Here is a 13,884-nt window from a genome sequence, read left to right as displayed (position 1 = left end):
AGGATATAAAATTTTTATCAATCATACTTTTTGGGGGGAAAGAGAATGTATCAGAAATGTATTATGAAAAATGAAATTGAGGAGGTAGACTCATACGAAATCTATCTGAAATCACGCAATTTGTCTCAGAGCACCATCACATCTTATCTGTTTGCTCACAAGCAATTTTTTGAGCACTATTCTACTTTAACGGTCCAAAACCTGCGCGATTACAAGGTCTTTCTGATGGATCACTACAAACCACAGACTGTAAATTTACGAATCCGCGCCATCAACTGTTACCTCGAATATCTTCACAGAGAAAACTGGAAATTATCTTCCGTCCGCACGCAACAGAAACCTTTTCTCGAAAATGTGATCAGCGAGGCGGATTATCTCTACTTCAAGAATTGCCTGAAACAGGATGGCAATTTCTATTGGTATTTCGTCGTTCGTTTTCTCGCCGCCACCGGCGCAAGAATCAGTGAACTTCTGCAGATCAAAGCAGAACATGTACGTATCGGCTACCTCGATCTCTATTCCAAAGGTGGAAAACTGCGCCGAATTTATATTCCATCTGCCCTTCAGAGAGAAACTCTCGACTGGATGAAAACCAGCAACCATACAAGTGGTTTTCTTTTCATAAATAAATACGGTAAAAAAATGACGTCTCGCGGTATCGCTGGACAGCTCAAACATTATGCCATCCAATATGGCTTAAACCCCAACGTCATCTATCCCCATTCGTTCCGCCACCGCTTTGCAAAGAGTTTTCTCGATCGATACAACGATCTCTCCATGCTTGCAGATCTCATGGGACATGAAAGTATTGAGACAACCCGCATTTATTTAAGAAAGACCAGCACTGAGCAGCAGACAATCGTCAATCAGGTCGTTGACTGGTAACTCTGTCCTCTGTTGTCATTAAAACTTGCAGGAATTGTCAATTTACAAACATGCAGGAACCCGATATAATAGCAAACGTCCGGTTTTACCTAATTTTTTCACAGATTTGCCTAAAAGAACTTTATGTGATGAAATTTGTGTGATAAATCATCCTCACTGCAAAACGAAGTGGAAAGCCGGACTACAAAAATCTCAAGAAAGGAACGATTTCTCATTGATGATACACCTAATTGAAACCGTTTACTCATTTTTATGGGGAGATCTGTTTACAATTCCGCTGCACGGCAGCTCGATCGGAATCTCCCTGATGCTTTTACTTCTGATTCCTGCCGGAATCTACTTCACAATTCGCACCCGTCTTCTCCCAATCCGCCTGTTTCCGGACATGATACGCGCTCTTCGTGAGAAAAAGGAGCATACCGACAGCCTCTCCTCGCTCCAGACGCTGATCATCTCCACTGCCACCCGCGTCGGCATGGGAAATCTCGTCGGTGTTGTCGCTGCCGTCTCCCTCGGCGGGGCCGGTGCAGTCTTCTGGATGTGGATAACTGCTCTGATCGGCTCCTCGACCGCATTTGTCGAGGCAGTCCTCGCCCAGAAATACAAGGAGCCTGATCCTCTCTACGGCGGTTACCACGGCGGACCTGCCTACTACATCCACCATTTTGTGGAAGAGAAAACCGGCAGAGCAAAATCCCACTCCGTGATCGCCTGTCTGTTTGCAATCTCCGGTCTGATCTGCTGGTGCGGCATCAGCCAGGTCATCAGCAATTCCGTGAGCTCCGCATTTGAGAATGCCTTTCAGATTCCACCGCTCACGACGACTGTCATTCTGGTTGTTTTGTCCGCGGTCATCGTACTTCAGAAAAATGCCACAGTCAAGCTCCTCGACATCCTCGTTCCGATTATGGCGGGCGGATTTTTTGTACTCACGCTCTTTATCATCGCCCGCAACCTGACGCTTCTTCCCTCAGTCTTCTCACGCATCTTTTCGGAAGCATTTGGGCTTCGTCAGGCAGTATCCGGCGGCTTCGGTGCCGTATTGATGAATGGAGTCAAGCGCGGTCTTTTCTCGAACGAGGCAGGTTCCGGTTCCGCTCCTTGCGCTGCTGCCGCCGCACAGGGAAATGACCCGGTACGCACAGGACTTACACAGGCGCTCGGCGTCCTGATCGACACAATCGTGATCTGCAGCTGTACCGCAATGATTATGCTTCTCGCACCGGAGGAACTGACTGCCGGATTAACCGGAATGGATCTGCTCCAGACTGCGATGCAGTACCACCTCGGAAATACCGGAGTGATCTTCATCGCGCTGACGCTCGCACTGTTCAGTTTTTCGACATTTATCGGAATCCTGTTCTACGCGCGCTCCAACGTCTCCTACCTGTTTGGAAACCGCTGGTGCTTCCAGACCGCCTACAAAGTGCTCGCACTGATCATGCTCTTCATCGGCGGACTTCAAAAATATACGGTTGTCTGGGATCTCGGCGATGTCGGCATCGGTCTGATGACGCTCTTTAACATCGCAATCCTATATCCGATGTCAAGAGAGGCCCTGACACTGTTGAGACAGTACGAAAGCAACAGTAAAATAACGCAATAATGCAAAGAACCTCTCGATCCTCTGAGAATTCATCTTCTCAAAGAACCGAGAGGTTCTTATTTTTTCTTTATCCACATTCCGGCAATTATGAAACTGCCATGAGGATTTCTCCCATTTTCAGCCTACAGCAGATGACCCTGCGCTTTCATCACATCGATCACCTGATCCACATATTTCTCGCAGAGTTCCTCGCTTGAAGCCTCAACCATGACGCGGACAACCGGCTCGGTACCGGACTGGCGAAGCAGGATGCGTCCGTCACTTCCGAGTGCATCGGCAACCTTTGCGACCTCCTCCTGTACCTTCGGATCATCCTGTGCCTGCTGTTTATCATGCACACGCACGTTCTTGAGTACCTGCGGGAAGATCTCAACCTCAGAGGCAAGACGGCCAAGCGTCTCCTTCTTCTCAAGAATGACTTCCATGACTTTCAGCGAAGTCAGAATGCCATCTCCGGTTGTCGCATGCTTGCTGAAAATAATGTGGCCGGACTGCTCTCCGCCGAGGCAGTTGCCGTACTGAGCCATATTTTCGTAGACATACTTGTCTCCGACTTTCGTCTTCTCATAGGAAATTCCCTCGCGGTCAAATGCCTTGTAGAGACCAAAGTTTGACATCACCGTCGTCACAACCGTATTGTGGAAGAGAGAACCGTTCTCCTTCATGTACTTTCCACAGATGTACAGGATCAGATCGCCGTTGATCTCATTTCCGTTCTCATCCACGGCGATACAGCGGTCTGCATCTCCATCGTAAGCAAATCCCACGTCGCATCCGGTCTTCTTCACATACTCCTGAAGCACATGGATGTGTGTTGAACCGCAGTCCGTATTGATATTTACTCCGTTCGGCGTATTGTTGATCACATAAGTCTCCGCGCCGAGTGCATCAAAGACATTCTTTGCAATCGCAGATGCGCTTCCGTTTGAGCAGTCGAGTGCGACTTTCTTGCCCTTGAAGGAACGGGTCGCAATCGAGATCAGGTAACCGATATAGCGGTTGCGTCCTGCCGCATAATCGACGGTGCGACCGATATTCTCGCGCAGTGCAAACGGGATCTCGCCTGCCTCTCCATCGAGATATGCCTCGATCTTCTCGATAACTTGTTCCTCAAGCTTCTCGCCGCGTCCGTTGATGACTTTGATTCCATTGTCATAGAATGGATTGTGGCTTGCAGAAATCATGATTCCGCAGTCAAATCCTTCCGTGCGTACAACATAGGAGACACTCGGGGTCGTCGTCACATGAAGCAGATAAGCGTCTGCTCCGGAAGCCGTCAGACCGGAAGCCAGAGCATACTCAAACATGTAGCTGCTGCGTCTCGTGTCCTTTCCGATCACAACTCTGCATCGTCCCTCCGGATTCTCCGGGGTCTTCTTTGCAGTCTGTCCATAGTACCAGCCAAGGAAACGTCCTACCTGATAAGCGTGTTCAACCGTCAGATTGACATTTGCCTCACCGCGAAATCCATCTGTTCCAAAATATTTTCCCATAAATTCTGTCCTGCTCTTTCCGTTCTCAGACACGGATTCTTGCTCCGTGCCCGATCCCACTCCTTCATTCAATCCTTACTTCGTACTTGATTAATACTCGATCTCTTTCAGGAAACGTCCAAGAGCATCCTGCCATGTCGGGAGTGGCTCAAATCCATTTTCTGTCAGTTTTGCCTTGCTCATGCGGCTGTTTGCCGGGCGCACTGCCTTGACCGGAAACTGATCGCTAGAAACCGGCGTCACCTTCACCTCGTCCATACCTGCCTGACGGAAGATCTCACAGGCAAACTCATACCAGCTGCAAAATCCCTCATTTGTCGCATGGTAACGTCCGTAACGGTCTGTCTGGATCATGTCGACGAGAAGTCTTGCCAGATCGTAGGTGTAAGTCGGAGAGCCGACCTGATCGTCGACAACACTGACTGCCCCGCGCTCCTTGCCGAGACGAAGCATTGTCTTGATAAAGTTCTTTCCCGCAACACCGAACACCCACGCAATGCGGACGGTGAAGAACTTCTCCACAAGTTCCTCAACAGCAAGCTCACCCTCGTACTTTGTCTGGCCGTATACGTTTAACGGACTGCGGGAATCATCCGGTTCCCACGGGCGGGTGCCCTGACCATCAAACACATAGTCCGTGCTGATATACATTAACTTCGCTCCGGTCGCCTGACATGCAAGTGCAACATTGCGGGTTCCCTCTCCATTGATTTTCCGGCAAAGATCCACATTGTCTTCTGCTGCATCTACCGCAGTATATGCAGCGCAGTGGATCACTGCGTCTGCCTTCGACTCGGAAATCACGCGCATACATGCCTCTCGGTCTGTAATATCCATCTCCTGAACATCCACACCAATGCTCTCGATTCCGCGCTTTTCCAGTTCATTCATCAGGTCGGTGCCGAGCTGTCCCTTTGCACCTGTGACCAATACCTTCATGTCACTGCCTCCGTTTTTCATCAAGATCTCTGATCTGCTCTATTTACAGTCTGTCTCCGTACATCTTCTCGAAATAGTTGCTGTACTCACCGCTGATGATGTGCTCCCACCACTCCTTGTTGTCGAGATACCACTGGATCGTCTGCTTCATTCCGGTGTCGAAGTTGTACTCCGGCTTCCAGCCAAGCTCCGTCTCGAGTTTCTTCGGATCAATTGCATAACGGCGGTCATGGCCCGGACGGTCTTTTACATACTTGATCAGGCTCTCCGGCTTGTCTAATGCGCGCAGAACCGTCTTTACAACCTCAAGGTTTGTGCGCTCGTTGTGTCCGCCGATGTTGTATACACAACCGTCAGCGCCCTTGCGGACGATCAGATCGATTGCCTGGCAGTGATCCTTTACATGGAGCCAGTCGCGGACATTTGCACCGTTTCCGTATACCGGAAGCTCCTCATCTGCAAGCGCACGGCTGATCATCAGCGGAATCAGCTTCTCCGGGAACTGGTACGGGCCGTAGTTGTTGGAACAACGGGAGATCGATACCGGGATTCCGAACGTGCGGTGGTATGCCATTACGAACAGATCTGCACTTGCCTTGGAAGAAGAGTACGGGCTGGAAGTGTGAAGCGGGGTATCCTCGGTGAAGAAGAGATCCGGGCGGTCAAGCGGAAGATCACCGTACACCTCATCGGTGGAAACCTGATGGAAACGCTTGATTCCGAACTCACGGCTGGCATCGAGAAGCGTTGTGGTTCCCATTACATTCGTGCGTACAAAGATGTCCGGATCGGTGATGGAACGGTCTACATGGCTCTCAGCAGCGAAGTTGATGACTACATCCGGTTTCTCTTTTTCAAACAGATCAAAGATGAACTTGCGGTCTGCGATGTCTCCACGAACAAACTTGTAATTCGGCTTATTCTCAACCGGCTTCAGGGTCTCTAAATTTCCTGCGTAAGTCAGAGCGTCGAGATTGATGATCTGATCCTCCGGATACTTTTCTACCATATAGTGAACAAAATTTCCGCCAATAAATCCGGCTCCACCTGTTACGATGATTTTCATAATAACTGCCCTCTCTTTTCTTTTTTGTGACTGCCCTTTCACCGGCAGCCATCGTTATAACCCAGAACAGACGTCCTCCCTATCTGACAATAGGAAAAGAAAACGCTCTGAATTTTTGTATAATCTTAGATGTTGTGAATCTTGTCGATGTACTTTCCGTCCAGAACATCCTTGAGGTAGCGGCCGTACTGATTCTTCTTCAGAACCTCATATGCCTCCATAACTTCCTCACGGCTGATCCAGCCATTTAAGTAAGCGATCTCCTCCAGACATGCAATCTTGCGGTGCTGGTGAGTCTCGATCGTCTTTACGAAATTCGTCGCCTCGACAAGAGACTCATGGGTTCCGGTATCCAGCCAGGTGAATCCCTGTCCGAGAAGAATCACATCGAGATCTCCGTTTTCCAGATAAATCCGGTTCAGATCCGTGATCTCAAGCTCTCCGCGGGCAGACGGCTTTAAGTTCTTTGCGTACTCCACAACGCGATTGTCGTAGAAATACAGACCTGTTACACAGTAGTTGGACTTCGGATGCTCCGGCTTCTCCTCAATCGATACAGCCTTTCCGGAAGCATCAAACTCCACGATACCGAAACGCTCCGGATCGTCGACATAGTAACCAAATACGGTTGCTCCGCCCTCTTTCTCCGCACGATCTGCCGCTGCGCGCAGTCTCTTCTTGAGTCCCTGACCGTGGAAGATATTGTCGCCGAGAATCATTGCAACAGAATCTCCGCCGATGAAATCTGCACCGATAATGAATGCCTGTGCAAGTCCGTCCGGTGACGGCTGTACCGCATACTGAAGATTCACGCCAAACTGATGTCCATCACCGAGCAGCGCCTCAAAACGCGGCGTGTCATCCGGTGTCGAGATGATCAGAATGTCACGGATTCCCGCATTCATCAGAACGGACAGCGGATAATAAATCATCGGTTTATCATAAATGGGAAGCAACTGTTTTGATGTTACCTTTGTCAGCGGATACAGACGTGTGCCTGAACCACCTGCCAGAATAATACCCTTCATAAGCAATCTCCTTTAATTTTGCTACCAGCCGCCATACTCGCAGACCACACGCTAAAATGCCATGCATCCATCATATCCTGCGCATGCTTTACACATCTTACCTATATATTCTGCGCAAATCTGCCAAATTGCAACTGGAATGTTACACATTTTTATTTATTTGTAATATACCATACAAACCCTGTGAATTCAACGCAGGAATTCATTCCCGTTTACGCGTTTCTCAAACAGTAACGGAGTTTATCCCGTGTACAGTCACGATTTTCCACCTGTAAACAGGATCTCCCCATTCTCATCTGTCTCGAGCGCATAGAGAATCGTGCGGGAATCCGGTCTGTCATAACTGCACGTCACAAACGCAAAAACTGACGCGACAGACTCCTTTGGAATTTCCGCAAACCTGCACGGAGCGAGACGCTCTCTGACCCACTCGTCAAACTCCTCCTGACCGGCAAACTGCATCTGGCGGATCTCCTCGCCCTCATCCTCATTTCTGATCGAGTAGCAGGCAACCGCTCTCAGATAAATCGTTCTCTGCGGAGTGTAAAGTACAAACCGGTCATGCTCCATGAAAAAATCTTCCTTCCGGAAACGCTCAAGGTTTCCGAACATCGTTCCATCTTTCATGTGATGTCCGTAAATCAGGTTGTTGCGCCCGCGAAAATCCGGCTGACTCTCCGCGTCGAGAAAAATCGCCCCGTACACACTCTTCTTTCCGTCAAAAGACGTCTTCAGATATACCTCATTATCTTTCGCCTGAACAATCGGATATTCTAAATCTGTCCCGCTCTTTTGCGCACCTGCGATGCTCAGCCAGGCGACGGTATCCGGGTTCTGCTTCTTAAGTGCAGAAAAATCAATCGGAGAAACATACCCTTCCCCCTGCCCGGATTCTTCATCACTCAAATCCTGTGCCTGATTTTCCTGCTGACCATTTGCTCCACTCTCTCCTGACTCCCCGCGAAAAGCAATCGCAGAGAGCTGCCTGTCGAGGCGGTACTGCACAAATGCCGGATACCATTCCCGGACAAGCACAGCCCCGCTCCCAAGCATTGCAAGCACCAGAAAAGCCAGCAGCAGCTTGTATGGCTGATTATGCTTCCTCATTCATCTTTGCCAGTTTTGCAGCCTGATCTGCCGCGATGCAGGCATCAATGATTTCCTGAATGTCACCGTTCATAATCTTATCCAACTTGTACAATGTCAGGTTGATTCTGTGGTCGGTCACACGGCCCTGCGGGAAGTTGTAAGTACGGATCTTCTCCGAACGGTCACCTGTTCCGATCTGGCTGCGGCGCTCTGCTGCCTCTGCATTTGCCTTCTTCTCCATCTCGATGTCATACAGCTTGGAACGAAGCAGACGGAATGCCTTCTCCTTATTCTGAAGCTGGGATTTCTCTGTCTGGCTGTAAATTACGATACCGGTCGGGATATGGGTCAGACGAACTGCTGAGTCGGTTGTATTGACGCACTGTCCACCGTTTCCGGATGCACGCATAACATCGATACGGCAATCATTCATATCGATCTGTACATCGACATCCTCTGCCTCCGGCATAACTGCAACCGTCGCTGTGGAAGTGTGGATACGTCCGCCAGACTCAGTCTCCGGAACACGCTGTACACGATGAACACCACTCTCGTACTTCATCTTGGAGTAAGCACCCTTTCCGGTGATCATTGCCACAACTTCCTTGAATCCGCCGATTCCGTTCTCATTCAGGCTGATGATTTCAACCTTCCACTTCTGGCTCTCTGCATAGTTCACATACATTCTGTAAAGCTCGGATGCAAACAGAGCAGCCTCATCTCCGCCTGCACCTGCACGGATCTCAAGGATGATGTTCTTGTCATCATTCGGATCCTTCGGGAGAAGCAGAATCTTTAACTCACGCTCTAACTCCTCAACGCGCTTTCTGGCATCGGAGAGCTCCTCCTTCACCATCTCACGCATCTCCTCATCCTTCTCCTCCTCGAGAAGCATCAGGCTGTCCTCAATATCCTGCTTTGCCTTCTTATACTCCTGATAAGCCTCAACAAGCGGAGCCAGATCAGCCTGCTCCTTCATCAGTTTGCGGAAACGAGTCTGATTCTCGGTGACATTCGGCTCATTTAACTCCTGCATAACCTCTTCATAGTGAATCAGAATATCTTCTAACTTATCGAACATGAAATCCTCCTATTTTTTTATAAAACTTACAGTTGCAACTAAAATCAGTAAACACCCAATATAGCTCTGAATGGATGTACGGACATCGCCTTAAATTTCAGGGAACAGGCTCCGTAGCGGGAAAGTACAGGCAAACCCGTGTGAGACGTCGGTGTTTAGGTCGTGTATTTTACGACCTTATGCACCGCTACGTCGAACCCGGAGTGGAAACGCGTTTGCATGACTTTACCCGCCATCGGAGCCGTAACGTAACAGCACTTAATCAATAGCAAGATAGCAAAGCAAACTCCGCTACCCAACAAATCTTCCACACACCACCCGGTCATTTCCGGCGAGATCCTTGTGAACCTCAACCTCTGTAAATCCCTGCTTGCGCAAAAGTTCACTGACTGCCTCTCCCTGATCGTATCCGATCTCAAGATAAACCGCAGCCCCCGGTGCGAGAACGCTTCCCGCCTCTTTCGCAATCCTGCGGTAAAAGAGCAGTCCATCCTCAGTTCCGTCAAGCGCCATCATCGGCTCATGGTCGCGAACCTCCGGCTCCAGTCCTGCAATGACCTTTGTCGGAATGTAGGGCGGATTCGACACCAGAATATCAAACGCTTCTGTCCCATCCGGAATCGCATCAAACAGATCCCCGTGAAAACTGTCGATTCTTGTCCCCGTTTTCTTCGCAAGATTCTCCGCATTCTTTCGCGTAACCCCCAGCGCCTCCTCCGAGAGATCCGCCTCCGCCACATAGCAAAAACCGCCAAGCACCGCAAGGCTGATTCCGATACAGCCGGAACCTGCACACAGGTCGAGCACTCTCTTTTGCGTATTTTTCTCCCGCTCAAGCACCAGCTCCACAAGCGTCTCCGTGTCCTGTCTCGGGATCAGCACATGCTCATTCACGAAAAATTCCATTCCCATGAATTCCTGACTTCCAAGAATCTGCTGGAGCGGAACGCGTTTCGCCCTGCTCCCAATCCATTCCCGGTACTTTTCTTCTCTTGCCTTCGTCGCCTCATCCTCTGATAACGCCTGCATGCGATTCAACAGAAAATGCGTCATATCAAGCTCAAACGCTTCCAGCAGCAACAGCTTCGCATCATTTCCCGCATCCGGGCTTCCGGCACGCTCAAGACACTCTGTCCCCTGTGTCAAAAGTTCAAAAAGCGTCATTCCTGCACCGCCTTCTCATCTTCCAAAATCACCGTATCCGGAAAATTCTCGCGCAGATACGTCTTCCAGTCAAATACTGCCTCAACCGCCTGGATCGCAACCTCAATCATCCCGTCATCCGGCTCACTCGTCGTCAGGCTCTGCATCCACATACCCGGCTTGCTGAACAGATTGACAAGACAGTTGTCACTGCGCCCCGCAAGGCGGAGAAACTCGTAGGATACTCCCGCAATCACCGGAATCAGAAGAATGCGGCTTACCATGCGGAGCCATACATTGTCTACACGGATCACCATAAAGAACAGAATGCTGATCAGCATGACAATGATCAGGAAGCTCGTTCCACAACGCTTGTGGAAACGGGAACTCTCCCGCACATGGTCAACCGTCAGCGTCATTCCGTGTTCAATGCAGTTGATGCACTTGTGTTCCGCACCGTGATACTGGAATGTTCTGCTGATATCCTCCATCCTCGAGATCACCTTGATGTACGCCACGAACACGGCGATTCGGATCACACCCTCAAGAATCGCCATCAAAGTGTCCGAGTGGATCACTTTTCGGCACGCGTTCGCAATCAGCATCGGCACAATCATAAAAATGACGATCGCGAAGAGAAAGGAGATCGCCATCACAAATCCCATCAACGCCTTCTCTGTCTTCTCCCCGAACGTCTTGTCCAGCCAGAGTTCAAGCTTGGATGGCTCAGAATTCGCATCCTCCTCGTCATCCTCGAAAAAACTTGCGGAATAGCTCAGACTCCTCATGCCGAGGATCATCGAATCCGCAAAGCTGAAGACACCGCGCACAAACGGGAGCGAGAAGAACTTCACCTTCTCCGTCAGGCTCACATACGTGTCCTTTTTCACCTCGATCACGCCGTCGGGCCTGCGCACCGCTGTCGCGTAATCGTCTTTATTTTTCATCATAATTCCTTCAATGACGGCCTGGCCGCCGATACCGGAATATTTCATTCATTAATCTCCTTGCAAATCTCTGTCACTAATCTGCCACTAAAAAAGTCCACGCTAAAATTTGCTCCCACCGCTCTCCCATACAGAATCTTCCCTTCAGAAAATCCCAGCCTGTGTGCAGAAACAAATATTTTCCATGAAACAAAAACAAGGTTGAGACAAAGTGTCTCCACTTCCGTCTCAACCTTGTTTGGCTTACGTTATGCTTATGCCTGAACGCCGTACTTCTTGTTGAACTTATCGATACGACCACGAGCAGCAGCAGCCTTCTGCTGACCAGTGTAGAAAGAGTGGCACTTGGAGCAAACCTCTACGTGGATCTCGCTCTTGGTAGAACCGGTTACGAACTCGTTACCGCAGTTGCAGGTAACCTTTGCCTGATAATATGCCGGATGGATTCCTTCTCTCATGATTTTCACCTCTTCACTTTCTCAATTCTATACTATTGTGATCATCTAACCGCTCCTTGAACAGTTAAAATCACGTCACGCCTATAAACAGCTTTGTTATTATATCACACAAACATTTCGTTGACAAGTAGCTTTCATCAATAAAACCGCATTTTCTTAGCATTTTCCACGAATTCCCTGTTTGTCTTCGTGCGCGCAAACAGATCGAGAATCTTTTCCACGGACTCCTCCGGCTTCATCGTATTTGTCGCCTTGCGGATGATGTCCACCGCCTCTGCCTCTTCCTTCGTCAAGAGCAGATCATCCCGGCGCGTACCGGATTTGAGAATATCGATCGCCGGGAAAATTCTCTTCTCCGAGAGTTTCCGGTCGAGCACAAGCTCCATATTTCCGGTTCCCTTAAACTCCTCGTAAATGACATCGTCCATACGGCTTCCGGTGTCGACAAGTGCCGTCGCAAGAATCGTCAGGCTTCCGCCCTCGCGCATATTGCGGGCCGCACCGAAGAAGCGTTTCGGCATGTGCAGGGCTGTCGGGTCAAGACCTCCGGAGAGGGTACGTCCGCTCGGCGGAACAACGAGGTTGTAGGCACGCGCGAGACGCGTGATGCTGTCGAGAAGAATGATGACATCTCTTCCATGCTCAACGAGACGCTTTGCTCTCTCGATCACCATCTCCGATACACGCTTATGGCGCTCCGGAAGCTCATCAAACGTCGAGTAGATGACTTCAACCTCCGGTCCCACAACGGATTCCTTGATATCCGTCACCTCCTCCGGACGCTCATCGATCAGCAGAATGATCACATGCATATCCGGGTGATTCGTCGTGACTGCCTGCGCCACCTGTTTGAGCAGGGTTGTCTTTCCGGCTTTCGGCGGAGATACGATCATACCTCTCTGGCCTTTTCCGACCGGAGCTAAAAGATCGAGAATTCTCATCGCCGTGCTGCTCTTTCCCGGAGTTTCCATGTGGAGACGCTGATTCGGGAACACCGGAGTCAGACTCTCGAAATTCGGGCGCTTCTCGATCACACTGATCGGATATCCATTGACATTGCGGATGTAGAGCAGAGCCGCAAATTTCTCTGCTGCCGTCTTCACTCTCTGGTTTCCGGAAATAATGTCTCCGGTCTTCAGATTGAAGCGCCGGATCTGGGACGGAGCGACATAGACATCATTCTCTCCCGGAAGGAAATTGTCACAGCGGATAAAACCAAAGCCGTCCGGCATAACCTCAAGGATTCCCTGCGCTTCCTTTCCGCTGTCAAGCTCTGCAACTTCCTGAGCCGTCAGCGTCTCCGGCTGGCGCATCATCGGGCGCGCCTGACGCATCTCGCGGCCATAGCGCAGCTCTGCTCCGTCCTGCTCCTCGATCGGATTTCCCTCTGATGAACTGCGGTTGTTATCATTGTAATAGCGGTTATCCGAGAAATTCTCGCGGCTGTCCCTGTTGTCCCGGTTATCACGCATCACATAGGTATCACGACTGTATTTATTTTCTCTCGTCTCCGATGAATTGTCACGTCCTGCATAAGAATTGTCGCGGGTATAATTCTCGCGGTTGTAGTTATTTCTGGTGTAACGGTTCTCCCCGTTATTGTCCCGGGAATTTCTGGTGTAACGGTTCTCTCGGTTATTGTCCCGGGAATTTTCACGATTGTTTTCCCGGTTATTCTCACGGCCGTTCTCGCGATTATCTCTGTTATCCCGGTTATCTCTGCTTTCCCGGCTCTCTCTTCGCTCACGTCCGTCGGCAGTCTCCCGCACTGCGCGGCCCATGCGTCCCGGCTCCTGCTGACCCGCAGGCTCCGATCCATCACGATTCTCACGGCTCTCCTGCGCCCCGGCTCCTGCATTCTCTGTCACTGCCGGAGCCGCAGATGCCTTCGATGATGTCGCACTGATTGCGTTCAGAGTTGCTCTCGGTGCAACTGCCGTCTTAATAATCTCTTCCTGTTCTGCAATTTTGCAAAGTGTATCAATAATCTCTGCCTTGCGCATCGTGGTGCAGCCCTTAATGCCCTGCGCTTTCGCCATCTCTTTCAGCTGAGGCAATGATAAAGTCTGTAATTTTTCTCGCATACAATCTCTCCAGTCCTTTTCCTTGCTGTTATGTGTTCTTTGTGATATTCAGATTTTTAATATGG

At 50.0% G+C, this 13,884-nt stretch carries 12 protein-coding genes; 2 read left to right on the top strand and 10 right to left on the bottom strand.

All coding sequences use genetic code 11. The annotated features are described in order from the left end of the window. Positions 1 to 63: 63 nt before the first annotated feature. Together ACR0QE_RS00705 and ACR0QE_RS00700 are read left to right on the top strand one after the other, a co-directional pair. Complete coding sequence (locus ACR0QE_RS00705) at positions 64 to 885, top strand: tyrosine-type recombinase/integrase (protein WP_432626463.1); 822 nt, start codon at positions 64 to 66, stop codon at positions 883 to 885. A 214-nt stretch (positions 886 to 1,099) separates the two neighbouring features. Continuing rightward, a complete protein-coding gene (locus ACR0QE_RS00700) occupies positions 1,100 to 2,491 on the top strand; it encodes an alanine/glycine:cation symporter family protein (protein WP_432626462.1) in 1,392 nt (463 codons plus the stop codon). A gap of 122 nt (positions 2,492 to 2,613) precedes the next feature. On the opposite strand, the gene glmM is transcribed toward ACR0QE_RS00700, so the two are convergent. The 10 genes from glmM to rho all read right to left on the bottom strand — a co-directional run bounded on the left by glmM (position 2,614) and on the right by rho (position 13,819). Then, positions 2,614 to 3,984 (bottom strand): phosphoglucosamine mutase, encoded by a 1,371-nt coding sequence (gene glmM / locus ACR0QE_RS00695; RefSeq protein WP_432626461.1) that lies wholly within the window; start codon positions 3,982 to 3,984, stop codon positions 2,614 to 2,616. Positions 3,985 to 4,074: 90 nt separating this feature from the next. Beyond that, the gene (gene rfbD / locus ACR0QE_RS00690; protein WP_432626460.1) at positions 4,075 to 4,923 is read right to left on the bottom strand and encodes a dTDP-4-dehydrorhamnose reductase; all 849 of its coding nucleotides are present in this window, start codon (positions 4,921 to 4,923) and stop codon (positions 4,075 to 4,077) included. A 43-nt stretch (positions 4,924 to 4,966) separates the two neighbouring features. Beyond that, the gene (gene rfbB, locus ACR0QE_RS00685) at positions 4,967 to 5,989 is read right to left on the bottom strand and encodes a dTDP-glucose 4,6-dehydratase (RefSeq protein WP_432626459.1); all 1,023 of its coding nucleotides are present in this window, start codon (positions 5,987 to 5,989) and stop codon (positions 4,967 to 4,969) included. 125 nt (positions 5,990 to 6,114) lie between these two features. Then, positions 6,115 to 7,017, bottom strand: a complete 903-nt coding sequence (gene rfbA, locus ACR0QE_RS00680) for a glucose-1-phosphate thymidylyltransferase RfbA (protein ID WP_432626458.1) — start codon at positions 7,015 to 7,017, stop codon at positions 6,115 to 6,117. A gap of 255 nt (positions 7,018 to 7,272) precedes the next feature. Further along, on the bottom strand, positions 7,273 to 8,124 hold the full coding sequence (locus ACR0QE_RS00675; RefSeq protein WP_432626457.1) for a class B sortase: 852 nt from the start codon (positions 8,122 to 8,124) through the stop codon (positions 7,273 to 7,275). Beyond that, positions 8,111 to 9,187: a peptide chain release factor 1 gene (gene prfA, locus ACR0QE_RS00670; protein ID WP_432626456.1), complete on the bottom strand. Its 1,077-nt coding sequence runs from the start codon at positions 9,185 to 9,187 to the stop codon at positions 8,111 to 8,113. Before prfA ends, ACR0QE_RS00675 begins: the two co-directional genes overlap by 14 nt. A gap of 291 nt (positions 9,188 to 9,478) precedes the next feature. Next, positions 9,479 to 10,351, bottom strand: coding sequence for a peptide chain release factor N(5)-glutamine methyltransferase (gene prmC / locus ACR0QE_RS00665; RefSeq protein ID WP_432626455.1), 873 nt, complete (start codon positions 10,349 to 10,351; stop codon positions 9,479 to 9,481). Then, positions 10,348 to 11,325: a DUF1385 domain-containing protein gene (locus ACR0QE_RS00660; RefSeq protein ID WP_432626454.1), complete on the bottom strand. Its 978-nt coding sequence runs from the start codon at positions 11,323 to 11,325 to the stop codon at positions 10,348 to 10,350. The genes prmC and ACR0QE_RS00660 overlap by 4 nt, the downstream gene beginning before the upstream one ends. A 206-nt stretch (positions 11,326 to 11,531) precedes the next feature. After that, the gene (gene rpmE / locus ACR0QE_RS00655; protein ID WP_177978537.1) at positions 11,532 to 11,735 is read right to left on the bottom strand and encodes a 50S ribosomal protein L31; all 204 of its coding nucleotides are present in this window, start codon (positions 11,733 to 11,735) and stop codon (positions 11,532 to 11,534) included. 137 nt (positions 11,736 to 11,872) lie between these two features. Beyond that, positions 11,873 to 13,819 (bottom strand): transcription termination factor Rho, encoded by a 1,947-nt coding sequence (gene rho / locus ACR0QE_RS00650; protein WP_432626453.1) that lies wholly within the window; start codon positions 13,817 to 13,819, stop codon positions 11,873 to 11,875. Between the last annotated feature and the right edge of the window lie 65 nt (positions 13,820 to 13,884).

The organism is Brotaphodocola sp., from assembly GCF_050873065.1.
Lineage (GTDB): Bacteria > Bacillota > Clostridia > Lachnospirales > Lachnospiraceae > Brotaphodocola.
Note: the sequence above shows the minus strand (reverse complement) of the source record. Positions and strands in the feature narration are given on the sequence as shown.